The organism is Paenibacillus xerothermodurans, from assembly GCF_002220865.2.
Classification (GTDB): Bacteria; Bacillota; Bacilli; order Paenibacillales; family NBRC-103111; genus Paenibacillus_S; species Paenibacillus_S xerothermodurans.
Genome location: NZ_NHRJ02000003.1, coordinates 351,873 through 376,722 on the forward strand (window position 1 = coordinate 351,873; position 24,850 = coordinate 376,722).

Below are 24,850 nucleotides of genomic sequence, written 5' to 3' on the forward strand. Positions count from 1 at the left end.
TAGGCTGATGGACATGCCAGAATTTGCTTAGATGGTGCTCTTTCGGGTATACTGGATGAAAAAAGAATGTCTTGGAGGCTTTAAATGTTCAATATCATCAGCATTCTACTTTATTTGCATGTGCTGGCAGCGGTAGTGATGGGCGTGTATCTCTTATTTCCTTTTCTGGCTGCACGAATTACAGCTCTCACCGGGGCGGCGCAGGTTGGACTTGTCAGCGCATTGTTTATCGCTAACCGTACCGGCCAACTGGCTCTGCTCATATCGTTGTTGACCGGTGGTTATCTGGTGGGCAAAGGAGAGTACTCCATCACCTGGATGGTCTTGGCTGTCGTGCTGTTCCTGGCGCTTGCGGCTGTCACTGGAGTGATGGGCGGCGCTATGCGTAAAGCTCTGGCGGATCCGGCGGGCACGAAGATCAACGACCATGCCGGCAGAATTAGATCGCTCAGCTTGGTCAGTGCAATCATTTTCTTTGTGCTTTTCACTATAATGAGCTTTCCCTTCTAAAAACACATTTCAACCGCCGCGGCCACGGCCCCGGAGGGCTCGATGGCGAAGCTGCCCGAGCATATTTTAAAGTACTGAGGTAAGGTGCAATGTTAAGGCTCGATGGCGATCGCTGTTGAGCCTTTTATATGTCATAAATAAGCGGGCGGTAAGGGGAGGGGACAAAATGTCGATGTTACAAAAATATCAATACCACCATTGGGCCACGCAGCAGATTCTCGATCATCTGGAAGAAGTGCCGAACGTTGCATTCACGGAGCCCGTCACCAACGTATTTCCTTCAATACGGGATACATTGTTTCATATTTACTCGGTGGATCTACTTTGGTATAAACGGATAACATCAGATACGAGTGAAGCGGAGGGAGACGTGTTCGAAGACACGACGGACGCTAAGCAGCGGATATACGGGCTTGAGCGGCAGATGGTCAATTATATTAGAGACCAGAAGGAAAAGCGCACGGTAAATTATTATAATTCCAGTGGGGAGAGCTTGACCAATACGCTGGGCGAAATCATCGACCACTTAGTCAATCACGGCACCTACCATCGAGGTAACGTGGCGAGTGCGCTGCGGCAGCTCGGGTATGAAGGGAAGTCTACGGATTATATTTTCTTTCTTCGGGAGCTAAAGAGATCTTATGTCGGAGATGTTTGATAAAATGCAGAGGGTAACCGGACCTTTTGGCGCATTGTTGCAGCTGTGATCCCCGCTGTGTTTACAGACAAGCGGAGGAGCCAAACAAAGGCCGGTCGTTGACGATGAGCGGCCCTGCTATGTATCACACGCGCGCTCCACGTGGCTGCTTGGCGTCTGCGGTAACCACCACTGGCCAGCCGGGTGCCCACAGGCGGTTGCGTGTGTAAGGCAGCACCACGGGCAAGCCGGGTGCCCACAAGCAAGCCGGGTGCGCACAGGCAGTGACGGCTTGCGTGTGTAAGGCGACAGCAATGTGCGGTCGGAGGCAGCATGGGCGGCTCTCACTCTGACAGGCATGCAGCGCATCTGCGGTACCTATGGCTAACCAGCGCAGCGAGTCGAGCAGGGGCCGCTTAGTACCACTGATGCGATCACTGCAGCCTGAAATCGTCTATTTTGCCCCCGTCTTCCCATACCTCCACAAATAACGCGTCAGAGCCTTCAAAATCAGCGGGCGTCAATGATAATGCTTTTTCCTCGTCCGTGCTGACGAAGACGTTCTCCATTTCCTCTCCCTGAAGCGAAATTACAACATAGATCTTCATTTTTAGTAGCCCCCTGTGGAATGTGTATCAGCAATTATACCACATTGTGCGTTGGTTTAAACGCGAAGGAGCTTCCACATCATAGAATCATCGATGGCGCGAGATCCCAAGTGGCCCAAGCGCTAAAAGAGGCTTGCGAGCCGGAGTGTTGCATTTTATTCGCTGACGTAGTCACTGTGCTGGGCTCTCGGCAGTGTCGTCTACATGATGGATACAGAGTCGGCGACTCGATCTTTGTAAATCGAGCTGCTGTTTGCGGCGTTCAGAGACGGAACCATGGCACTTTCCCAAGGACCAGAAGGATGAACTGCATGGCAAGTATATTCATAGTAACTGCTAGCTCCCTACTAGTTTAAAGTCTCTAGCGGCATGAAAATAGGCGAAAATAAACTATGCTCGCTGCAACGATCAAATTCCTGCTGCACGGCCTGAACAATCTCTTCCATCGCTGCTATCAACGGCTTTTTGAACGATTCTCAGTGTGCTATTATATAGCTACGTAACGGCCCTGAATGTGCTATTATATACCTATGTAAGATTTATGATGATCTATCACATACGATGTTCTGGTCAACTATGGGAGAGGGGTTTTGTGTTCATGCAGCAATTTCAGCAAAGCGTTTACAAACTGATTGTGGAAACGTCGACAAACCTGCCGGCAGATGTGCGTCAAGCTATACAAGCGGCGCAGGCAAAAGAGGATGAGGGCACCCGTTCCGCGCTGTCATTATCTACCATCACCGATAACATCCATATGGCGGAGTGCAATGTGTCGCCGATCTGTCAGGACACGGGAATGCCGACGTTTATAATACATTGTCCAGTAGGCGCGAACCAAATTGTGATGAAAAAGCAGATCCTGCAGGCGGTAGCTCAGGCAACCAAGGACAGCAAGCTGCGCACCAACTCCGTCGATTCGCTCACGGGAGCCAACAGCGGTGACAACCTGGGGCCCGGCACACCGGTCGTGCATTTCGAGCAGTGGGAGCGGGATGACATCGAAGTGAAGCTGATTCTAAAAGGCGGCGGCTGCGAAAACAAAAATATTCAATACAGCCTGCCGACAGAGTTGGAAGGCTTGGGCAAAGCCGGCCGGGACCTGGACGGCATCCGCAAATGCATCCTGCACGCGGTGTACCAGGCACAGGGCCAAGGCTGCAGCGCCGGCTTCATCGGCGTCGGTATCGGCGGTGACCGGACGACCGGCTATGAGCTGGCCAAGCATCAGTTGTTCCGCCACGCAGATGACGTTAATCCGCATGAAGATTTGCGGAAGCTTGAGGAATATATCATGGACAACGCGAACAAGCTCGGGATAGGTACGATGGGCTTCGGCGGCCAAGTCACTCTGCTTGGCTGTAAGATCGGCGTGATGAACCGGCTTCCGGCGAGCTTTTTCGTGTCCGTGGCGTATAACTGCTGGGCGTTCCGCAGACAAGGCGTTGTGGTTGATGCAGCGACCGGCGATATCAAAGAGTGGGTATATCGCACGGGCGATACGGTACCCATGAGCAAAAAGCCACAAACTGCGCCTGACAACGGAGGCGAGCGCCGTGAAATCGTGCTGCACACCCCAATCTCCGAGGAACAAATCCGTGAGCTGCGTGTCGGCGATGTCGTGGTCATTAACGGTACCATGCACACCGGCCGCGATGCCCTGCACAAGTATTTGATGGATCATGATGCGCCGCTAGATTTGAATGGCGCGGCAATTTACCACTGCGGCCCGGTGATGGCGAAGGACGAGAACGGAGAATGGAGTGTAAAAGCCGCAGGGCCGACGACCAGCATTCGCGAGGAGCCCTACCAAGGTGAAATCATCAAGAAATTCGGTATTCGTGCGGTGATCGGTAAAGGCGGAATGGGACCGAAAACTCTCGCCGCGCTGCAGCAGCACGGGGCAGTATATTTGAATGCGATCGGCGGCGCAGCGCAGTATTATGCACAGTGCTTCAAGAAGGTCGAAGGCGTCGACTTTATGGAATTCGGCATTCCGGAAGCGATGTGGCATCTGCAGACCGAAGGCTTCGCGGCTATCGTCACTATGGATTCGCACGGAAACAGTCTGCACGCCGAGGTGGAGAAGGATTCTCTCACGAAACTGAGTCACTTTAAAGACCCGGTCTTCGCTTAACCTGCACTTGTTTGGTTTATACTGTTATCATCTGTTTGTTAAATGCAAGTTCCGACCGCTCGGGGTCGGAGCTTTGTTTTTTGTCATAGTTCGGACTGGAGCTCTTTTTTCAAAAACATTTACAAAAACTTAACTAGTGCGGTTGATCGGTAAACGCTACGCTAAGGAGTAAAATGCCGACAGGTACAACCTCGGATGGAGGGACGACTCGACAATGCATCAATTTCGGGCAAGATTGACTTTAATTTTCATTACTTTGATCGGAGCTTCGGTGCTGATTGCCGGTCTGTTCATGGCGCAGATGCTGAAAAACTCGCATATTGAAGCGCTTCAAACATCTATGGAGCGGGAGCTCCGGGTTATATTGGTCACATTGGACTGGACGGCAGGTGGTTCGGATGAGGAACAAGTGCGATATTTCAATGAACAAGCCAATAGGCTGCGCTCGTCGGCCGATGCCAGGATCACTTACATTCGGGCGGACGGCAAAGTTCTGGGTGACTCGGACCATGATCCCGTTGACATGGAAAACCATTTCAGCCGTGAAGAGGTTGTCGAGGCGAGAGAAAGCGGGCAGGCCGGCACGGACATTCGCTACTCCACCACCCTGCGCCAAAACATGCTGTATGTCGCTATTCCCGTCACGCAGGGAGACCAGCTGCAAGGTTATTTGAGGCTCGCGATGAGTCTCGCCGAAGTTGAGGCAGCCATAAGGCAGCTGTGGCTGGTACTGTTGATTGGTTTGTTGGCTGTGTTTATCATCGCAGGGCTAATCAGTTACCGAGTGGCCCTCGGCTTGACAAGACCGATCGAACAGATCACCAAGGTAGCGGGCCAAATCACGAATATGAACTATCAAGCACGTTTTCACGGCCGCAAGCAAGGCGAAGTCGGACAGCTGGGACAAGCCATTAATAGAATGGCGGACAGTTTGCAGCTGCAGATGAACCGCATCCTGGAAGACGAGAACAGGCTGAAGAGCGTTTTGGAAAATATGATTAGCGGTGTCATGATGATTGACCGGGATGGTAAAATCGCGCTGCTGAACCGTTCCGCGGAAGATATCCTCGGGTTTTCGGCGAAAGAACTGCTGGGCAAAAAATTCGATGAGGCGAAGCAGCAGTTTGAATTCACGCAGCTCATCCAGGAATGCATAGAGAGCAAGGAGCTCATTCGCGATGAGATGATTTTTTATTATCCGTCCGAAAGGATTCTGGAAATCAATTTGATACCAATGTCGCCGGCAGAGGACCAGTGGGCCGGAGTGTTGGTCGTGCTGCATGATATAACGGCAATGAGACGTTTGGAGCGGATGCGCAGCGAGTTTGTCGCCAATGTGTCGCATGAATTAAAAACGCCGATTGCCGCGGTGAAAGGCTTCGCGGAAACGTTGTTGGCCGGGGCGCTCAACGATAAGGAGACGGCGAAATCGTTTTTGCAAATTATTTTCGATGAAAGTGAACGGTTAAACCGGTTGATCGGTGATATCCTGGAATTGTCAAAAATAGAGTCCAAGCGGATCCCCCTGCAGTTTTCCCCGGTGCATTTGCAAACGTTCATCGAAAACTGTCTGAATGTTGTGAACTCGGAGGCGGCAAAGAAATCGATTGAGCTGGAAATGCGGGTCGATGACGATTTATATATGGAAGCCGACGAGGACCGGCTGCGGCAGATTTTGATCAACTTGCTCTCCAACGGTATAAACTATACACCGGAGGGCGGCAAGGTCAAAGTCAAGGTGGAAGCCACAACAGGCAGCATGGGGCTGGATAAAGAACAAATTCGTATGACGATTACGGATACTGGCATGGGTATACCGAAAAAGGATCTTCCCCGCATCTTCGAACGGTTTTACAGAGTCGACAAAGCACGCTCGCGGAGCTCAGGCGGAACGGGATTGGGGCTTTCCATCGTCAAGCATCTGGTGGAACTGCATAAGGGTACGATTCGTGTGGAAAGTGAAGTCGGCATGGGTTCCAAATTCATCATTGAACTGCCGGTGATTCACTGATCGCAGCAGCGGCATCCTTGAAAAGCTGCTGTGCAGGTTTTATTATAGAGAAGGAAGTATTGTCGCTTAAGTGATGACAAGAAACCTGCCACAGCTATCCATTGCCGCTGCCCAAAGCAACAGCGTAACGCGGGCGGGGGCTTAATTTAGTCGATAGATGCGAATTTTAGTTTCATATCCTGTCATATAGAACGAATCGGGGGATCCCATGTCACAAACTATTCTGGTTATTGAGGATGAGCCTACTTTAGCAAGATTGCTGTCGTATAACCTGTCGCAGGAGGGTTACGAGACCAAGGTGGTCGACCACGGCAGTGAGGGCTTGCAGGTCGCGCTGCAGCAGTCATTCGATCTGATCATGCTGGATATCATGCTGCCAGGTCTGAACGGATTCGAGATTTTGTCTAAGCTCCGACAAAATGGCAACAAGACGCCGGTGATCATTCTAACCGCCCGCAATGCGGAGGAAGAAGTGGTTCAAGGGCTCAAGTACGGCGCCGACGATTATATCACCAAACCATTCGGCGTAGCGGAGATGCTAGCCCGCGTATCAGCCGTATTGCGGAGAACGACGCCGGAGGAGCAGCTGCAAGAGAAGAACGTAGGCGGCGAGAAGGTCATCAAAGCCGGCGAATTATATATTTATCCTGAAAAATATGAGGTTATGCATCATGGGGAATCGATCTCGCTGCGGCCGAAGGAATTTGAGGTGCTGCTGTACCTGGTGCAGCGCCCGGGAGTCGTGGTCACGAGGGATGATTTGATGAATATCGTCTGGGGTTTTGACTATATTGGCGGGCAGAGGACGGTCGATGTGCATGTGAGCTCACTACGGAAGAAGCTCGAGATGAATCAGCAAACTGTGCAAATCGAATCTATCCGAGGTGTGGGCTACAAGCTGGTGACGTCGCAGACGAAAAAATCATAATGTTTCGGAAGAAGCTCTCTGCTACAATAGGAATGGCAGGGAGTTTTTGTGTTTGATTTCCCGGGAAATCGAGGTGGTGCAAACGGTTTAATATCAAATATAGCTTTTATCTGAATTTTATCGGCGCCGGGTAAATATATTACATAAGACTATTCGATTTTACAGTTTGAAAGGGGAAAACAATAATATGTCTAACAGCTTCAAAATTGGCATCATCGGTTGTGGTGGAATTGCAAACGGCAAGCATATGCCGGCTTTGAGAAAGCAGCCAAACGCTGAGTTGGTGGCGTTTTGCGATATTGATATCGGGAAGGCGCATGAGGCGGCAGAAAACTATGGTGTTCTCGGCGCTAAGGTGTACGCAGATTATTTGGAGCTATTAAGCGATGAATCGATAGATATAGTACATGTGTGTACTCCCAACGATTCTCACGCCGACATATCCATCGCCGCATTGGAGTCCGGCAAGCATGTGATGTGTGAGAAGCCTATGGCGAAGCATGCCGCCGATGCGCGCAGGATGGTGGAAGCAGCTAAGCGCAGCGGTAAAAAGCTGACGATCGGTTACCAGAACCGTTTTCGTCCGGATAGCCAATACTTGAAAACGATCTGCCAGGAAGGCGAGCTTGGTGAAATTTACTACGCAAAAGCACATGCAATACGGCGGAGAGCGGTGCCCACCTGGGGCGTGTTCTTGGACGAGGAGAAGCAAGGCGGCGGTCCTCTGATCGATATCGGCACACATGCGTTGGATCTTACCCTATGGATGATGGATAATTATAAACCGAAGGTGGTTTTGGGAACCGCTTTCCACAAACTGTCCAGTAAGAAAAATGCAGCCAACGCCTGGGGCCCCTGGGACCCTGACAAGTTCACAGTCGAAGACTCCGCATTCGGAATGATAACCATGGAAAATGGGGCCACGATTGTATTGGAATCCAGCTGGGCGATCAACATGCTGCAAACCGGTGAAGCGAAGACCACGTTATGCGGCACCGAAGGCGGTGCGGACATGCAGGACGGCTTACGCGTCAATGGAGAGAAGCATGGCCGGTTATATGCGAACGAGATTCAACTGGATGCCAAGGGAGTGGATTTCTACGATGGCGACACGGAGACCGCAGCGGAGCTGGAAGCCCGATTGTGGTTGGAAGCCGTCGAGCAGGACAAGGAGCCGGTGGTCACTCCGGAGCAGGCCTGCAAAGTATCGGAGATTTTAGAAGCGATCTATGAGTCTTCCCGAACCGGTAAAGCCGTGTATTTTGAATAAGGCTGCTGGTCGGTGAAATGAATAAGCCGGACGATCCGCTTGCCAGGTCGTCCGGCTTATGGTTTGTTGTCAGCACGCCTGGCAATTGAGCGGTGGGCGGCAGCAAGCGCTGGCGCTTGCGCAGCCGTTGTGGCGCTCGATGTGGTAGCGGCGCTGGCGCGCCGGGCACCATAGCGTCGCGGCTAACGAAGACGCCGCACACCCGCTAGCACCTGATGCCCGATGGCGGCCTTCGCGTTCGGCGCACGCATGCCGACAATTCCGCGCTAGTGTTTGCTGTGTTTGCCCTGCACGTAATTGGCATCGAACAGGAACAACTTCATTAGCAAATACAATGATGGTATGAGCAGCATAAGTCCTGCAATAAACGCGACGATCAGGGCAATGCCCATAGCGGGACTGGTAATACTCTCATGAATCGAGACGTAGGGATACAAAATGTACGGCAGATGCGAGGCGCCGTAGCCGAAAAAGGCGAAGCCGAACTGCAGCATGACGAGCAAAAACGCCAGCCCGAGTTTTTTTCGTCGCCAAATCAAGTACGTAGCCGCCAGAAAGCATAACAGCGAGAGCACGAACATCCAGCTTAATCCTAACATTTGATTAAAATGCCACGGATTATGCCGCTGAATCGCGAAAAACACCAGCAGACTGCTCAAGATGGTCGGCATGCTCCAGCCGATAGCAAACTCACGCAGCACTGCCATAGCGGGATAATCCTGCGCCTTGTTGGCGTAGTAGGTTAAGAAGGCAGCTGAGATGAACAGAATGCTGACTAGCGCCAATATCACCACCGACCATGCATAAGGACTGGTGAACAGTTCACCGTAGAGCAGCTCGACGTGGCCGTCACGCTCCCTGATATAACCGCCTTCCGAAATTGTCAGCACTATGGATAATGCTGCAGGTATGAGCAGACCGCTGCCTCCGTACAGCAGCATGTAGAAACGGTTATCCTTTGCGCCATAGGTGCTGAAGGCGTAGTAAGATCCCCGAATGGCCAGCAGCACGATGGCTATACTACCCGGCACGAGCAGCGTTGTGCCGAGATAGTAGGCTGTATCCGGAAAAAAACCGACCATGCCGACCATGAAAAAGATCAGAAACACATTGGTCACTTCCCAAACAGGAGACAAATACCGCTCGATGACCCCATGAATGATGTGCTTCTTCCCCGTAACCAAGCTGTAGTAGCTAAAAAAGCCGGCGCCAAAATCGATGGAAGCGACAATCAAGTAGCCGTAAAGAAAAATCCACAGCACGGTGATACCGATCATTTCAATGGTCATCCGATTCGGCCCCCTTCAATACCGCGCTGTTCAATTTCTTGCTCCGGCGTATTGCTGCGGAACATGCCTCTTAGTATTTTTACCACGCTGAACCCGAGCACCATATAAAGAAGAGAGAATAGTATCAGCATCCAGTCCACATGCGCCGAAGTCGTAGCTCCTTGCACAGTCCTCATGTAACCGCGCAAAATCCAAGGCTGCCGGCCGAGCTCTGCGTATAACCAACCGCATTCGATGGCGATGATCGACAGCGGACCGGACCATACAATGCAGCGAAGCAGCCAGCGGGGCAGTTCCCGGCCTGGTGCTCGGCGTGATTTACGGTTCAACAGCAGATACACGACTGCCAGCAATATGGTCAAGCTGCCGATGGCGACCATGATGTCGAAGAAATAGTGAACAATGAGAGGCGGGCGCAAATCCGGCGGCACCTCGTTCAGTCCTTTGACTACGCCGTTCGGCGATCCGGTGGCAAGTATGCTGAGTGCGTACGGCAGCTTCAGCCCATAACGAATTTCGTTGTTCTCATCCAAAATACCGCCAAAAATCAGCGGCGCGTTGTCAGTTGTTTCAAAATGCCATTCGGCTGCAGCTAATTTCTCCGGTTGGTATTTTGCCAGATACTTACCGGATAAGTCTCCAATCACGGCGGTAGACAAGGAAAATACAAGTCCGCAAATCATGGTCAGCTTCAAAGCCTTGTGGTAATAGATGTGACGCTTGCCCGCAAGCAGCGCAGCAGCAGCGATAGCAGCCAGCACGAATGCGCTGGTCATGTACGCAGATGCAATGACATGTGCGGTTTTGGTAGGAGTGGCCGGATTGAACATGGCAACCAACGGGTCGATCTCGGTAATCGTATTTCCTAGGATTTTGAAGCCTTGAGGCGCATTCATGAACGCATTGACTATGGTGATGAAAAAAGCAGAGGCGGTGGAGCCAATCACAACGGGAATTGAAAGCGAGAAATGTATCCATGGGTTTTTAAACCGATCCCAGGTGTACAGGTAGATGCCGAGAAAGATCGCTTCGAAAAAGAAGGCGAAAGTCTCCATGAACAGCGGCAGCGCGATCGCCTGCCCGGCAATTTGCATAAAGCTCGGCCAAAGAAGATTCAGCTGCAGGCCGATTGAAGTGCCTGTGACCACGCCGACGGCGACGGTGATTACGAAGCCCCGCGTCCAACGGCGAGCCAACAAGGTGTAATAGGGATCCTTGCGTTTAATGCCTAAGAATTCCGCGATCGCTATCATTACAGGTATCCCCACGCCGATCGTTGCGAATATGATGTGAAACCCGAGCGTGACTCCCGTCAAGATGCGGCTGTACAGTGCCGGATCGTAAGCCAGCATGGCCATCAGCTCCTTTGCTTATATCTATACCTTATATTATAACTTATGATATGTGATTTTTTTCACAATATCTGTGTTCATCCGTGGCGAAACGGTTACAAAAATCATTTGAGGCGGCCCGTGTCGACGGTTTTCGCGCTTAATATTCGTTACACTTAGGCAGCAAAAAATAAACAGCCGAGCTGCTTGTATATTGGTCTCTCGCTGATATTGGGATTTTAAGGACAAAAACTCAATAGTTGTTGATAAACCCCGAAATTGGATTTGAGTCTGACACAGCGAAGTAGTAATCTAGATGTAGAGCCTACACAGGGGATTTTCTGCAACGAAGAAGGTTCATAATGGAGTGAAATTATCAGCTAAAGGGACAAGGAACGCTGCCACGTTCAAAGCATAAACAGACAGTGGCGTATTCGAACGTATAGCCGCCTGATCCGAAGGCTCGCATCTGTTTTGGGACATGGACATTTGAAGCACCGCTGCAACAGCGGTTCTTTTTCCTGCCCTGCTTTATTCATGCTTATGGCCGTGAAATGATTGGCCGCGCCACAAGGAACACATGCTTTGTGAATCGTTTCACAGCCCTGGACATAACATTTGCGCTGGATCCATGGCAGCATATTCCAGTGCACACGCAACTATTTTTCGGTTCCACAGTTTGTCCGCCCCTTTTCCTCTCCGGTGAAAACCCGGCTGTTGACAGTGAAAACCACCCTGGGCTGAACTACACAATCAGCGTTACACACTTTGACGGCATGACGGCGCATTCGCGCGTACTTCTTTTTCGACCAGCGTTTATTGACTCATGCACAGATGAAAGTGTTACGTTACGCACATCACGAGACCAAGGCATCGCCAATCGGCCTCGCGTGACAGCTGGCAGTATGCCGGTTTTCACGGTTTGTAGCGCTTTCGAGGAAATTAGTAACAATAATATGACCAACTCGTGTCTGCCTGGTGTCCACTTTGTAACAGAAACGATACGAAATTTTGAACGTGGCGAAAAAGAGGTACAAATGCGGATTCCCTTTGATAATATGTAAAGGCGGTTACGACCCGCACGAATTCATATTGCATAATGGCCTGGAAACGGGCTTTGCTGTCGTTGTGAAAGAGGAGGGGAACGAAGAGCGCAGACAAAACTGCTGAGCCTGGTTTGCATGGTTTGGGTGTTAGCAGCATTAGTAAGTGTCTGCTGCTGTGTTGCGAAAAGCGGCTGGCCAACCAAAAGAAAGGGGTACCTGTATGAAAGCGAAATGGGCTGTATTGGTTTTTATCTTCACTGTTATGGCAGTGTTAACCGGCTGCGAAAACTCGTTGACGGTGTTAGATCCTAAAGGGCCACAGGCGGAAGCTACAGCCGATGTCATTATGATATCGATTTGGACGATGTTATTCGTGGTTGTTACGGTGATCTTGCTTTACGTATTCATGCTAGTGAAGTACCGTGCGTCTAAACAAAAGAAAGATTACGAACCTCCGCACATTGAAGGTAGTTTGAAGCTTGAGTTACTGTGGACGGCTATCCCGATCATCATTGTAGCATTCCTGTCCTATGTCAGTGTCACATCTACCTATCAAGTGGAGGCCACTCCAAAGGGATATGAACAACAAAAGCCTCTTACCATCTATGCTTCATCCTCTAACTGGAAGTGGCATTTTAGTTATCCTGAGGAAAACATTGAAACGGTGAACTACTTGTTCATACCTACCGATCGTCCGGTTGAGTTTAAGCTGTATGCGCACGGACCGATCTCCAGCTTCTGGATTCCACAGTTGGCAGGGCAGAAGTACGCCATGGATGACATGGTCACAACACTGCACTTGGCTGCTGATGTTCCTGGCGAATATATGGGCCGCAACGCGAACTTCACCGGTAAGGGCTTCGCTCAGCAAACGTTCAACGTCACTGCGTTGACGCCAGAGGAATATGACAAATGGGTGGCGGAAATTAAAGCGTCCGCACCACCTCTAACTGAGCAAAAATTTGACGAGCTGTTAAAGCCAGGCCACTTGGGTCAATCGGCGTACAATGGCACTCACTTGGGCTTCTCACCGCCGCCAACAGGTCATCAGCATGGTGAAGCAGGATCTGGTCATGACGACACTGGTGCCGGACATTCGGAAGAAGCGCATGAGCATTCTTCCGATGAGCATGCTGAGCACAGCGATATGGACCATAGCAATATGGACCATAGCAATATGGACCACAGTGATATGAACCACAGCAATCATTCTCAGTGATCGCTATAACAACGAGCTTTACATTACGCGGGTAAGTATATTTCCCGAAAGGAGCCACAACCGTATGGATTTCTTCGATCGATTTGCCGTACCTAATCCAGCTCCTACGATTTATGCGTCGATGGTTGCCATCGCTTTGACAATGATTGCGATAGTCGTAGGGTTAACCTATTTTAAAAAATGGGGCTATTTATGGCGTGAGTGGCTGACAACAGTTGACCATAAACGCATCGGCATAATGTATCTCATATCTGCGATATTAATGTTATTCCGCGGCGGCGTTGATGCTTTAATGATGCGTGCCCAAACAGCTATTCCTAACAACCCGCTGCTCGGTGCGCAGGAGTATAATGAAGTGTTCACCACGCACGGGGTTGTTATGATCATATTCATGGCGATGGCATTCATCATTGCCTTGATGAACTTCGTTGTTCCACTGCAAATCGGAGCTCGCGACGTAGCATTCCCGCGTTTGAATGCTCTTAGCTTCTGGCTCTACTTTTTCGGAGCGATGTTGTTTAACATTTCCTTCGTAATCGGCGGATCTCCTGATGCAGGATGGTCGTCGTATTTCCCTCTGGCAAGTAATGAATTCAGTCATTCTGTCGGAACCAACTATTATATGTTTGCTCTTCAGATTTCGGGGCTTGGTACGTTGATCACAGGTGTTAACTTTGTCACTACCATTCTGAAAATGAGAGCGCCTGGTATGACATTGATGAAAATGCCAATGTTCTCATGGTCCGCTCTGATCACTAACCTGATCATCGCGTTCGCGTTCCCTGTGCTGACAATCGCGCTGATTATGGGGACAATGGACCGACTGTTCGGCACAAACTTCTTCACATCGGACAACGGTGGGATGGATATGCTTTGGGCGAACTTGTTCTGGGTTTGGGGACATCCTGAGGTATACATCTTGATTTTGCCGGCATTCGGTATTTACAGTGAAGTTATTTCGACGTTCGCACGTCGTAACTTGTACGGTTATGCATCAATGGTAATCTCCATGGTAGCCATTTCTGTACTGTCATTTGTAGTATGGGTGCATCACTTCTTCACAATGGGCCAAGGAGCGCTGGTCAACAGCATCTTCTCGATCACCACGATGGCTATCGCCGTTCCGACCGGGATCAAGATATTCAACTGGTTGTTCACATTGCGAAAAGGTAAGATTGAGTTCACGGTACCTATGCTGTACTCACTAGGTTTCATTCCGATTTTCACAATCGGTGGGGTGACCGGGGTTATGCTTGGAATGGCGAGCGCTGACTACCAATACCATAACACTATGTTCTTGGTCGCCCACTTCCACTTGGTAATCATTCCTGGTGTTGTATTCGCGATGCTGGCCGGTCTCACTTACTGGTGGCCAAAAATGTTCGGCTTCATGCTGAACGAACGAATCGGGAAATTGGCCTTCTGGTTTATCTCGATCAGCACATGCGTAACGTTCTTCCCTATGTTCATCTCCGGATTGGATGGTCAAGCACGTCGTATGTACACCTACTCGCCAGAGACTGGATTCGGTCTATGGAATATGATCTCGTTTATCGGGGCTGTAGGTCTGGCAATCGGCTTTGCATTAATTGTTTATAACATTTACTACAGTGTGCGTTACTCACCAAGAAACATTTCGTCCGACCCTTGGGATGCACGTTCGCTTGAATGGGCTACTCACAGTCCTGTTCCGGAATACAACTTTGCGATCGTACCAACGGTTGATTCCACCGAAGCCTTCTGGGATTCGAAGAAAAAGGGCTTTAAACTGTTCAGAGGCAAACTGGAGAAAATTCATATGCCGAATAACAGCGGGGTACCGTTTATCATCGGCAGTATCTTCTTCGCGTGGGGCTTTTCATTCGTATTCGGCCTCTGGCCTGCGGTCATCGTGACAACCATCGCTATATTTGCTTGTCTCGCGCACCGTTCGTTCGAGCAGGATCACGGCCGTTATATCCCTCTGGAAGAAGTGGAACAGACAGAAAAAAAATTGCGAGGTGCTAACTAATGAAAATAGATCACTCGCTGCCACTCGAATATAGCACGGAACAGAATCGCTTAAACATCTTAGGCTTCTGGATTTTCCTTGGAGCGGAAATTGCGCTCTTCGGAACACTTTTCGCGTCATACTTCACATTGGTTGATCGGACCGGTGCCGGTCCGACCGGCGCGGAGATTTTTGAAATCACGCCTGTGATTATCGAGACCCTGCTGTTGCTGCTAAGCAGCTTCACTATCGGCCTTGGCATACACGCCATGCGCATCGACAGGCTGAAAGCGATGATGGCCTTCTTCGGTGTCACGCTATTGCTCGGTCTGGGATTTTTGGGTGTTGAAATTTACGATTTTGTTATGTATGTGCATGAAGGCGCGACGCTGCAAACGAGCGCGTTTACGGCCATACTGTTTCTGACATTGGGAACGCATGGAGCACACGTAACGTTTGGCTTGTTCTGGGGATTGTTCATCCTGATGCAAGCGAAACGGCACGGCCTGACGCCTGAAGTAGGCAATAAGGCATTCATTTTCTCACTTTACTGGCACTTCCTGGACGTGGTTTGGATCTTTATCTTTAGCTTCGTCTACCTGAAAGGAATGATGTGAACATGAAACAACTATTCCCGCTCAAACAAGTGATGGGTTTTGTGTTTTCACTGGTCCTTACTGCGGTTGCGCTTGCTGTCTACTTCCTTGACATGTCGTTCGCAGCGGGCATGACGGTGCTTCTTGTGACGGCATTCATACAGGCAGCCCTTCAGCTGGTAGTGTTTATGCACGCCGGTGAAAGCAAGGATAAATCATCAATCTACACCAGCTTGTATTATGGTGTATTCGTAGCTCTTGTCACGGTCTTTGGTTCGCTGTTGACCTTGATCTGGGGTTACTAATATCACGTCGTACAGCAGAGGACGTCTATCCGACGTTCTCTTTTTTTATGGTCAAGCCCGCTCGGGTGAATCTGCATTGGCACGCTGCAGTCTTTACTTGTGCCTCTTGGTCACCATTTCTTCGGAAGCGACCAAAAACACTCCCATCAAGAAGATGAAAACAGCGCCCACAACGGTGCCAATGCCAACGCCCGTGACTTCACCGTAACCGCTTCCGAAAAATCCATATAAGAATATCGCAATACCGATCAACAGCACTACAGCACCAACATACTTCACGGTGTTCAATATCTTAGCTGAGGAATTCATGCGCTCATCTCCTTTTTTATCCATTATTGGTCATGTTCACATAATCGTCAATCATTTCTACTTATTTTGCCACAAATCGACATTGTGATACTGGGCATTGTCGCCGTGATGCTCCGCCATACCCAACCAAGATAGGCCTCGGTTGGGCACGGAGTGTATCACCTTTACCGCGGCTTCCATGAGCTTTTTTTGCGAGTTTTGCTGGACACAAATACGGCCAACCTTTTGCGGAGGGTCTTCCTCGATTGCAAGATGTGATGATACAGAGCATGCTTTTCGGCGGCGGTGACACCCCAATCTGCAGGAATCGAATCGATAATTTTGCGGATTTGCGATCCTCGTATCGCTTTGATTTTCTTGATTGACGCCAACAACGTCTTACGATCTTTGAACAGTGTCGCACACCAGCGGTGGACTCTTCGTTTTATTGTCTTTTGCGGAATGACCTTGAGGGACTTCTTCGTCCATTTAAACCCATTGGTAAAGCAGTTGGCGTGATCGATAATATACACCCGGCGGCTGCGTGAATAACCGTCTACCAGAATATTGCCTCTTCCTCTGTCCGTATTGTTTACCCAGTGATCAAATGCGATCAAACTTTTAAGCTGGTCGGCATTCCTCAGCTGCCGTCTGCCTGGAGGCCGCGCTTGCGAGAGTGGCACGCAGTGATCCAAGTATAAGCTGGCGAACTGGCGCCCGGCCTTCAACCTGCGCCGTGCAAGGCGCTTGTTGGCCTTAATGAATTTTTGGGATATGGATACCACCTTGAACGGGACAATAGGCAGATTTAACAGTTTGGCGAGGCGTCCTACCACGTATTCGTTGACGAGAACTCTCGTGCCTTGCCGGTTGTTTTTGAATTTCACCACATACTCACAGCCGTCGTTGAACAGTATGAGCTGAGGTCTGGCTTTCCCTGGAAGTCCCTTGATCAGGCGGACAGGCTGAATGGCTCGCGCCATCATCTCACCTTCTTTCCGCGCCGTATCGATCTGCGGGGCCTGTTCCGAATGACGGCTCTTATAACGCGTAGGTGCTGGCGCGCACACACTCCAGGAGAGAATCTTCGTTTCACCACGCGCAGGCCGTTCTTTCGAATTTTCTTCCTCGTCGCATGGTTATTCAGCATAGCCTCGAGGTGTTTGACCGCCTTCGTTACGCTGTTCGGTTGGTATAGTTTACCGTTACGATTATGATCGATTAGCTCGGGGAGGGAAGATGCACCGGGCGCCACCACAGGGCAGCCGCAAGCCATCGCTTCAATGAATGTGTTGCCGAAGGATTCCATCTTCGTGGTTGATAGTGTGCAGCCTCCTGATTCGGCGATTTTACTGTACATCAATGGCATTTTCTGATAAGGAATAGAGGGAAACCAATGCACGACTTGGTTTAAGTTATATCGCTTCACTTGCGCCTTGAACTGACGGCGTTCTTTACTCGCCTTTCCTCCGATTACGGCAAAACATACATCAGATCTTCGAGCTGCCATGGCCTTTGCGACTTTAAGCAGCATGCGCCAATTTTTTCTAGAATCGAGGCGCCCAATCCAGCCGATTATTTTTTTATTATTTGGAAGCGAGTGGAATGCTCGCTGGATTTGTCCTTTGTCTTTTATCGGCCTGAACAGCTGATCGTTGATCGGGTTGTAAATGACCCGTATAGGCAGTCTCCTTTTTAACACGGAGGCAACCACCCTTTTCTGAAATGCGGAAGGAACGATGACGGCTTTCGGTCTCAAGCCTTTGAAATTGCGTAGATGCGGACGGATTTTATGGCGTTCCGGCGATCTAGCCTCTATTATCAATTTGCCTTTATAGCCGGCTCTCTTAATCAAATGATAAACCTGTGAGGAGTCGACAACGATGATCGCGTCGTATTTATTTCTTCGGATGATACGTACGATTCTGTTGGAGTTTCTGGTCAAGTGAACTCGAGCGACGTCCTTGAGCATATGGCGGCCGCCCTTATCCCGCAGATAAAGAAACTCCGTTTTAACATTATGTTTGGCGAAATAAATCGCGCGGTTCCGCCACCCGGCATTGACGCCACCGACGGTGAGCAGCCGCCATATCACCAATATTTTCAAGTGCACACCTCCTGTAAAGTGTTCTCCGTTATTGTATGATGATATTGTAAAGTTGGATTGGACAACTGCACATTTTATAACACGCGGGTCAATCCTATCATATTCATCGTTTGTGCTTCGTGTTTTTCGCGTATAATACCCGTATATCAACTGAAAATACCAGCGCTAGGATTGCGGTCGGCCGTGCTTTGGTTCGAGACCGTGTTTGACATGAGAACACTCTTCGCCGCGGCGCGCGCCCATATCAATGGTGTATAATCTTATGCATGAGGCAGCGCACGCGCCAGGAGACGGCATGAGGGCTTCCGGCGTTCGATTGGGCCGCGGCGGTCGTACAACAGCGACAACAATAGGATGGGGAAATGTAAATGGCTATGTTAACTAATCGAAAACTATCGTTGTTTTTGTTATTGGCAAATTTATTTATCCCATTTTTGGGAATCGGTTTGGTGATTCCTATCATGCCGGCATACATGCGGGAACTGGGGCTGACCGGTGAAATCATGGGATATTTAATCGCATCGTTTTCATGTGCGCAGCTTTTGGTTTCTCCTATCGCCGGAGTGTGGGTTGACCGAATCGGCAGAAAGAAAATGATAATCTACGGATTGTTCATTTTTGCGTTTTCAGAGTTTCTCTTCGGAATCGGGAGCCATGTGTCGGTGCTGTTCATCTCGCGAGTGTTGGGTGGAGTTAGCGCTGCATTCATTATGCCGGCGGTTACCGCTTTCGTGGCCGATATCACAACATCGGAGGAGCGGCCGCAAGCAATGGGCTACGTTTCTGCCGCGATCAGTGCCGGTTTTATCATCGGTCCAGGAGTAGGCGGCTTTGTAGCTGATTTAGGCTTGCGGGCGCCATTCTTTCTTGCGGCTGCTATAGCTGCCGTCGCTGCAGTCTCGTCAGTGTTCGTACTCAAGGAACCCTTGTCCCCGGCACAACTGGAGGCGAATGCGAGAAATAAAATTAAGCTGGATTTTGGAGCAGAGCTGAAAAAATCACTCCAGCCGGCATATTTTGCGCCACTGCTCATTGTATTCGTGCTCGCCTTCGGATTGTCGGCATATGAAACGATGTTCGGATTATTTGTTTCGGAAAAATTTAATTTCAGTCCTCGAGACATATCTATTATCATCACGGTGGGCACCGTTTTCGGCTTTGTCGCCCAGATAGCGTTTTTTGGCAGGATCATTGAAAAATTAGGGGAAAAACGGCTCATCCAAGGCACGTTAATATTCGCGGCTCTGTTTATCGCCCTCTCCGTGGTGATCAGCAGATACTGGCTTGTTATGGTCGTGACGTTCGTAGTATTTTTGGCCTGCGATCTGCTTCGTCCTGCGTTGACGACGCTGCTCTCAAGGCTGGCGGGCAAAGAGCAGGGATTCGTTGCGGGAATGAACTCCACCTACACAAGCCTGGGAAATATTATCGGCCCTACCTTGGCGGGCATCCTGTTTGATTGGAACATCAATCTCCCTTACATCTTTGCGGCGTTTATTCTCATCGCCGGCTTTGTCATGTCGGTTTTTTGGAAGGAGCAGCAGTTAGATGCCGCTGACGCAAGCGAATCCGCTGGATCACAAACAAACAATGGCGGGGCCGGAACGAAATAAGATTACGATGAATAAATCAAAATATATTATGCTGAATGGTTGTGAAACAGTATCACGTGGAATGGCAAGCAGCTGTTTTTCATATAATCACCTCTACTATCAAAAGTATATGTTAAAAAAATATAAATGGTACGGACGGAAAGGTAGGGAGTCGGTCACTTAGGCCGCGTTTACTCTTCGAAGCCAGGATATTCTAGCGTGAGCGAAGAACTTTATGTAAAAAAGGAAGCTTGGGAGGTGTACTGGACGTTGGCGATCGAACCGTCCCGGATGAATAGAAAAGAACTACTTCTTATTACAGCTGTAGCGCTCGGTACACTGCTCAATCCGCTTAATACTACTATGATATCGGTGGCGCTCGCCCGGCTGCAGGAGGATTTCCAGCTGACGTTCGCCGATATATCGTGGCTCATTTCTACGTACTATTTAGCGAGCGCCATCGGACAGCCTGTGATGGGAAAATGGAGTGATTTGTTCGGGCGTAAAAGGGTGTTTATGCTGGGATTGTTCCTGGTGACATTGTCATCCAGCCTTGCCCCTCTCTCCCCGAGCTATGGCTGGCTTATAGGTTTTCGAATCATTCAGGCGATCGGAAGCTCTGCGTTGTTTCCGTCCGGAATGGGGATGATCCGCAGCCAGATTACCTCCCGGCAAGCGAGAGCGCTTGGTATTTTATCGATATTTTCCAGCACCTCGGCTGCATTCGGTCCCTCCCTCGGGGGGCTATTACTGCATTACGGAGATTGGCCGCTCATTTTCCTCTGCAACTTCCCATTTATCGCTGGTTCGTTTGTGTTGGCCTGGAAGGTGTTCCCGAACGATGCCGCATCGTCCGGCCGTGCGTCGGATATGGACTGGCGGGGCGTGATGCTGTTTTGCGTCGCCATTTTCATGTGGCTGCTGTTTTTCCTCTCATTATCAGACGGGTACAGCTTATGGAAGCTGGCCGCTAGTGTCATATTGACGGTTTGGTTTTACCGATTTGAGCTCCGCCGAAGCAAGCCGTTCATCGATGTCGTTTTTCTCAGACAAAACATCAATGTAACCTTGATATACGCTCAGTTTATTTTAACGAATGTCGCTTTCTACTCGATTATGTTCGGCATCCCGTCTTATCTGCAGAGGGTACAACGAATGGACCCGCAGCAGACGGGACTCGTTATGCTGTCTATCGCGGGCTTCAGCGTCTTGGTGACACCCATAGTTGGCCGATGGATCGACCGTCGCGGCTCCAAACCGTCTCTCATTGTGGGCACAGCCTGCGTTATTGCCGGAGCGCTGCTTCTTTTGCTCATACAAGACGATGCCAGTGTGTTCACCATCTTCCTGGCACTGTGCGTGCTCGGCATTGCTAACGGCTTCAATAACTTGGGCATGCAGACTTCGTTATACGATTTCGTTACAAAAGAAGAGACGGGAGTAGCTTCCGGCTTATTTATGACCTCCAGGTTTATCGGAACGATCCTCTCTTCCAGTTTGTTGGCTGCACTTTTCGGCGAGAGCATCACCACAGCACATTTGCACAGCATGGCATGGACGTGTGCGGGATTAGGCGTGCTTATGTTTGTCCTCACCTTGAGACTGCCTCAGGTGAATCGGCCTGTAGCGCATGAAAAAGCCGGCTAGACGCAGCCGGCATTGTATCATATGGTAGCGAGAATTTGCCGCCCAGCTGCCGGAATGGCAGGCTGAGCGGCCAGTTGGTGACGACTAAAGTATCATGTCCTTGGCATTCTCTATCACCCGTGACATAACGGCCTCTAGTCCGTTGATTGGATCATGCTGCTTCAACTCACCGAACTGTATGCCTGTCAATGCTTCAACCTGCGCAACAGGGACTTGGTATGTTTTATAGGCACCATAAGCAAATTCCACGTCCTGGATCAGGTTTTTTTGCGTTTGAAGATAGGCGGTGGCCGACAGGTTTCCATCAGATTTGACCATCACTGCAACCTTCCAGAATTCAGCCGGGATCTGAAATCCGCGGTATACCATGTCATCCGTCCGAAACACCGGCCCGGTGAACACAGAGACCTTGAGCTGGTGATTGTCAGCATGCTCCAGCAGGTAATCTTCCAATTGAAGCCATATTTTTTGGTTGAAATTCGCGTGCTGAGGAGAACAATTCGTGAAGTGGAAGGTGTCCTCGTTAGCCTGCTCCGCGTTGTCGCCCCATACGGGATCTCGTCGCCGAACCAGATGTCCTCGATCGAGCGCATTGTCACTGTAAAGTTCAGGCCCGCTCTGGAATTTCTGCTCAATCCGCGGGTCGAAGTACCACTGATCTTTGCCCCGACGTACGTTTTTGAGTTGGGTGCCGTCAATATTAACTGCTGTATAATAAGCTAGCCTGCGGGTTTTACTCATAACGATGGAAAAATGGTTGTAATTTAACACATGGCCTCCCGATTCCAACGGCACGAGGTCCTGCTCAACATCCGACCGGAACGCAGGATGGGGCACGCAGTGCGCTGCGCCAAGAAAGCCCGGTTCATACCCGGTGAGTCCTGCGTACCTGTCCTTACTCATTTCACCTACTGTCAGCTGCGCAGTCTCATGCTCCACGGTCCGCCAGTCCTGGATCATGCCATCGAGCATCATCTGCTGCTCCTGCGTTAGACTTGCTTGCTGTTCAATCAGGTACTGCACGATACTGCTGATTCGTATGCCCTCGTTCGCCGCATACTCCCCCGGCTGGTCCGGATCCGGTATGCCAGCGTGATGCAGAGCAAGCACAATCCACTCATCGTTGAAAACAGGCGAGCCGGATGATCCCTCTTTGGTGTCCGCAGAATAGTGAATGTAATCGTCCACTATGTCCGTAATTTTATTCTCTCTGATTGTGATAGCTTTAGGCGCCCCTGCTGGATGCTGAATGATGGACACATACTCGCCGACCAGGGCTTTGCCTGAAGGCCGAAGAAGCGGCAAATAGCCGAAATCGTTCAAGTGGAGTCCGTCGGTTGATTGCGGCTCGACCGCCACCAATGTAAAATCCAGTCCGACGTCGGTTATAAAAAAGCGATTTGGTTCCATACGAAAATTTGCAGCCGGGCGTTCCCTTAAAGTTAAATCAAGCTCGTAGTTGAATTGCGCCAGGCTGTAGAGCGCCGCGTCTGCGTTCTCGAGCACATGATTATTCGTTAACAGCAGCGTAGGGGAAACCAGAAACCCCGTGCCGTGGCCAAGCACCCGGCCGACGCGATCGCGTACCTCGATTCGGCAGACCGCCTTGCTCGCGTTCAACCCTGCCTGTAAATAAGCGATCGGGAACAGGTCGTTATTGCCAATAATACGTTCTACTGCAAGTCCATCACGCGGCGCGAGAATAGCGGTGCGAAATGCAGCCCGTTCCGGCGTGTCGACTTCCAGTGGGTTTTTCGACTTAAGCTCTTCCGCGATGTGTTCGCGTTCGCCCGTTCTCTCTAAGTAGCGATTCAATGCCTGGCGCTGCTGCATTTCCACAAGAGCCTCATTTGCCGGTTGCAATCGATCAGTTCGTATTGTTGACATAGACATTCACTCCTCCGCTTGAATTGGTCATGGCCGTGAGTTGAGGCAGTGTCAAAAAAAGGGATGTACCTTCGCCCAAGAAGGGGCATGCTTCTATTAAACGTCATTCCGCCCTATCAGACATCGTCTGAAAGAATCAATTATATGTGAAGAAATGGTAAAGATGGCTCGTTTAGGAGAGTTCGCCGCCTGGCCGGCTGAACGCCGTGCAGCCACCCGGAATATACTTCGCGTTTACATATCGCTTTGCAGTCTGTACAATCAATCAGGTGGACAACTATCGCACGATACCACTACAATGATGGAATACAGGAGCAATAGGCAAAAAGGGAATGGAGTAAGAGGAGAAAACCGTAAGGAGATGTTAACAAAGATGGATCTGATGTTATTGATTAAAGCGATAATTTTGGGACTCGTGGAAGGGCTCACTGAATTTGCTCCCGTATCTTCCACCGGGCACATGATCATCGTCGATGATATGTGGCTTCAATCCGAGCAGTTTTTGACAAAGTATGTATCCAACACCTTCAAGGTGGTCATTCAACTCGGATCGATTTTGGCTGTTGTGATCTTATTCAGAGGGCGGCTGATGGAACTGCTCGGCATAAGGCGGGTGCAAGCAGCTGTTGCGGAGGACGGTACCAAACGGCTGAAGTTGACTCACGTAATCGTCGGGTTGCTTCCTGCCGGTGTTCTGGGAGTGTTGTTCGAGGATTACATAGACGAACACTTATTTTCGATAGAAACCGTATTGGTTGGATTGGTGTTAGGTGCGGTGCTGATGATTGCCGCCGACCGATTTGCCCCGAAGCAGGTGAAAATGCAAACCGTCGACGAGATCACTTATCGGCAAGCGTTCACGGTCGGACTGATTCAATGCTTTTCGTTGTGGCCGGGATTTTCCCGATCGGGCTCAACTATCTCAGGCGGTGTCCTGCTGGGCATGAGCCATCGTGCGGCTGCTGATTTCACTTTTATCATGGCTATACCAATTATGGCCGGCGCCAGCGGCTTGTCTCTATTGAAAAACTGGGAGTATTTCACACTGGATGCTCTGCCGTTCTTTATCGTAGGTTTTATTAGCGCGTTTGTGTTCGCGTTCCTTTCCATAAAGTTCTTTCTGCAGCTCATCAACCGCATCAAGCTAGTACCGTTCGCGATTTATCGTATTGTGTTAGCGGGAATCATATATATTGTTTACTTTTAATCTCGGGGGCCACAACTAGTGGCTCCTTTTTTAATTGAGGAAGGGGCTGGCTTATTTGCTTACGAAAGTACCATTGGTTTGTTTGGGAACAGACTCTTGGGGGTGATAAGCCAGCGACAGTATTCTGGTCCTCAATAGCTTATTTAGTAATATTAGTACCGCTGTATCTTGTAATCTGTTACACCATCAACATTAAAATGAAGCGTAAATCAGCCCGTATGTTTTGTTATCCTATTTTGTGTGCACTT

At 50.0% G+C, this 24,850-nt stretch carries 21 protein-coding genes; 14 read left to right on the forward strand and 7 right to left on the reverse strand.

Annotated elements, in window-relative coordinates; translation table 11 throughout:
* Positions 1–84: 84 nt before the first annotated feature.
* Together CBW46_RS09030 and CBW46_RS09035 are read left to right on the forward strand one after the other, a co-directional pair.
* A complete protein-coding gene (locus tag CBW46_RS09030) occupies positions 85–510 on the forward strand; it encodes a hypothetical protein (protein ID WP_243633236.1) in 426 nt (141 codons plus the stop codon).
* Between the two features lie 166 nt (positions 511–676).
* Positions 677–1,168 (forward strand): DinB family protein, encoded by a 492-nt coding sequence (locus CBW46_RS09035; RefSeq protein ID WP_089199674.1) that lies wholly within the window; start codon positions 677–679, stop codon positions 1,166–1,168.
* Positions 1,169–1,581: 413 nt separating this feature from the next.
* On the opposite strand, the gene CBW46_RS21270 is transcribed toward CBW46_RS09035, so the two are convergent.
* Positions 1,582–1,755, reverse strand: coding sequence for a hypothetical protein (locus CBW46_RS21270; RefSeq protein ID WP_165842247.1), 174 nt, complete (start codon positions 1,753–1,755; stop codon positions 1,582–1,584).
* Between the two features lie 598 nt (positions 1,756–2,353).
* Between CBW46_RS21270 and CBW46_RS09040 the strand changes: the two genes are divergently transcribed.
* From CBW46_RS09040 to CBW46_RS09055, 4 genes are all read left to right on the forward strand, one after another.
* The gene (locus CBW46_RS09040) at positions 2,354–3,889 is read left to right on the forward strand and encodes a fumarate hydratase (RefSeq protein WP_089199736.1); all 1,536 of its coding nucleotides are present in this window, start codon (positions 2,354–2,356) and stop codon (positions 3,887–3,889) included.
* 214 nt (positions 3,890–4,103) lie between these two features.
* A complete protein-coding gene (pnpS, locus tag CBW46_RS09045; RefSeq protein ID WP_089199675.1) occupies positions 4,104–5,900 on the forward strand; it encodes a two-component system histidine kinase PnpS in 1,797 nt (598 codons plus the stop codon).
* A 208-nt stretch (positions 5,901–6,108) separates the two neighbouring features.
* Positions 6,109–6,828 carry a response regulator transcription factor gene (locus CBW46_RS09050; protein WP_089199676.1) on the forward strand — a complete coding sequence of 240 codons (720 nt, stop codon included), beginning with the start codon at positions 6,109–6,111 and terminating at the stop codon, positions 6,826–6,828.
* A 187-nt stretch (positions 6,829–7,015) separates the two neighbouring features.
* The gene (locus CBW46_RS09055; RefSeq protein ID WP_089199677.1) at positions 7,016–8,098 is read left to right on the forward strand and encodes a Gfo/Idh/MocA family protein; all 1,083 of its coding nucleotides are present in this window, start codon (positions 7,016–7,018) and stop codon (positions 8,096–8,098) included.
* Positions 8,099–8,364: 266 nt separating this feature from the next.
* Here the strand turns inward: CBW46_RS09055 and CBW46_RS09060 are convergent, their stop codons facing one another.
* Positions 8,365–9,387 (reverse strand): cytochrome d ubiquinol oxidase subunit II, encoded by a 1,023-nt coding sequence (locus tag CBW46_RS09060; protein WP_089199678.1) that lies wholly within the window; start codon positions 9,385–9,387, stop codon positions 8,365–8,367.
* The gene (locus CBW46_RS09065; protein WP_089199679.1) at positions 9,384–10,739 is read right to left on the reverse strand and encodes a cytochrome ubiquinol oxidase subunit I; all 1,356 of its coding nucleotides are present in this window, start codon (positions 10,737–10,739) and stop codon (positions 9,384–9,386) included. The genes CBW46_RS09060 and CBW46_RS09065 overlap by 4 nt, the downstream gene beginning before the upstream one ends.
* Positions 10,740–11,305: 566 nt before the next feature.
* Here CBW46_RS09065 and CBW46_RS21000 point away from each other — a divergent pair.
* The 5 genes from CBW46_RS21000 to qoxD all read left to right on the forward strand — a co-directional run bounded on the left by CBW46_RS21000 (position 11,306) and on the right by qoxD (position 15,874).
* Entirely contained in the window at positions 11,306–11,782 is a 477-nt protein-coding gene (locus tag CBW46_RS21000) for a hypothetical protein (protein ID WP_133253949.1), read from the forward strand.
* A gap of 202 nt (positions 11,783–11,984) precedes the next feature.
* Entirely contained in the window at positions 11,985–12,983 is a 999-nt protein-coding gene (gene qoxA / locus CBW46_RS09070) for a cytochrome aa3 quinol oxidase subunit II (protein WP_089199680.1), read from the forward strand.
* 64 nt (positions 12,984–13,047) lie between these two features.
* On the forward strand, positions 13,048–14,994 hold the full coding sequence (qoxB, locus tag CBW46_RS09075) for a cytochrome aa3 quinol oxidase subunit I (RefSeq protein WP_089199681.1): 1,947 nt from the start codon (positions 13,048–13,050) through the stop codon (positions 14,992–14,994).
* Positions 14,994–15,590 (forward strand): cytochrome aa3 quinol oxidase subunit III, encoded by a 597-nt coding sequence (gene qoxC, locus CBW46_RS09080; RefSeq protein WP_089199682.1) that lies wholly within the window; start codon positions 14,994–14,996, stop codon positions 15,588–15,590. Before qoxB ends, qoxC begins: the two co-directional genes overlap by 1 nt.
* A gap of 2 nt (positions 15,591–15,592) precedes the next feature.
* Positions 15,593–15,874, forward strand: coding sequence for a cytochrome aa3 quinol oxidase subunit IV (gene qoxD / locus CBW46_RS09085; protein ID WP_089199683.1), 282 nt, complete (start codon positions 15,593–15,595; stop codon positions 15,872–15,874).
* A gap of 93 nt (positions 15,875–15,967) precedes the next feature.
* On the opposite strand, the gene CBW46_RS09090 is transcribed toward qoxD, so the two are convergent.
* The 3 genes from CBW46_RS09090 to CBW46_RS09100 form a co-directional block, all read right to left on the reverse strand.
* The gene (locus CBW46_RS09090; protein WP_089199684.1) at positions 15,968–16,183 is read right to left on the reverse strand and encodes a hypothetical protein; all 216 of its coding nucleotides are present in this window, start codon (positions 16,181–16,183) and stop codon (positions 15,968–15,970) included.
* Positions 16,184–16,347: 164 nt separating this feature from the next.
* A complete protein-coding gene (locus CBW46_RS09095) occupies positions 16,348–17,148 on the reverse strand; it encodes a HipA family kinase (protein ID WP_133253950.1) in 801 nt (266 codons plus the stop codon).
* A complete protein-coding gene (locus CBW46_RS09100; protein WP_089199686.1) occupies positions 17,145–18,269 on the reverse strand; it encodes a glycosyltransferase family 4 protein in 1,125 nt (374 codons plus the stop codon). Before CBW46_RS09100 ends, CBW46_RS09095 begins: the two co-directional genes overlap by 4 nt.
* A gap of 368 nt (positions 18,270–18,637) precedes the next feature.
* Here CBW46_RS09100 and CBW46_RS09105 point away from each other — a divergent pair, with 368 nt between their 5' ends.
* Both CBW46_RS09105 and CBW46_RS09110 read left to right on the forward strand, forming a co-directional pair.
* Positions 18,638–19,882, forward strand: coding sequence for an MFS transporter (locus CBW46_RS09105; protein ID WP_089199687.1), 1,245 nt, complete (start codon positions 18,638–18,640; stop codon positions 19,880–19,882).
* Positions 19,883–20,080: 198 nt separating this feature from the next.
* Positions 20,081–21,508 (forward strand): MFS transporter, encoded by a 1,428-nt coding sequence (locus tag CBW46_RS09110; protein WP_243633237.1) that lies wholly within the window; start codon positions 20,081–20,083, stop codon positions 21,506–21,508.
* Between the two features lie 84 nt (positions 21,509–21,592).
* Here CBW46_RS09110 and CBW46_RS09115 read toward each other — a convergent pair whose 3' ends face one another.
* Positions 21,593–23,395 carry a DNA/RNA non-specific endonuclease gene (locus CBW46_RS09115; RefSeq protein ID WP_089199688.1) on the reverse strand — a complete coding sequence of 601 codons (1,803 nt, stop codon included), beginning with the start codon at positions 23,393–23,395 and terminating at the stop codon, positions 21,593–21,595.
* A 373-nt stretch (positions 23,396–23,768) separates the two neighbouring features.
* Between CBW46_RS09115 and CBW46_RS09120 the strand changes: the two genes are divergently transcribed.
* The gene (locus CBW46_RS09120) at positions 23,769–24,602 is read left to right on the forward strand and encodes an undecaprenyl-diphosphate phosphatase (RefSeq protein WP_089199689.1); all 834 of its coding nucleotides are present in this window, start codon (positions 23,769–23,771) and stop codon (positions 24,600–24,602) included.
* Positions 24,603–24,850: the final 248 nt, after the last annotated feature.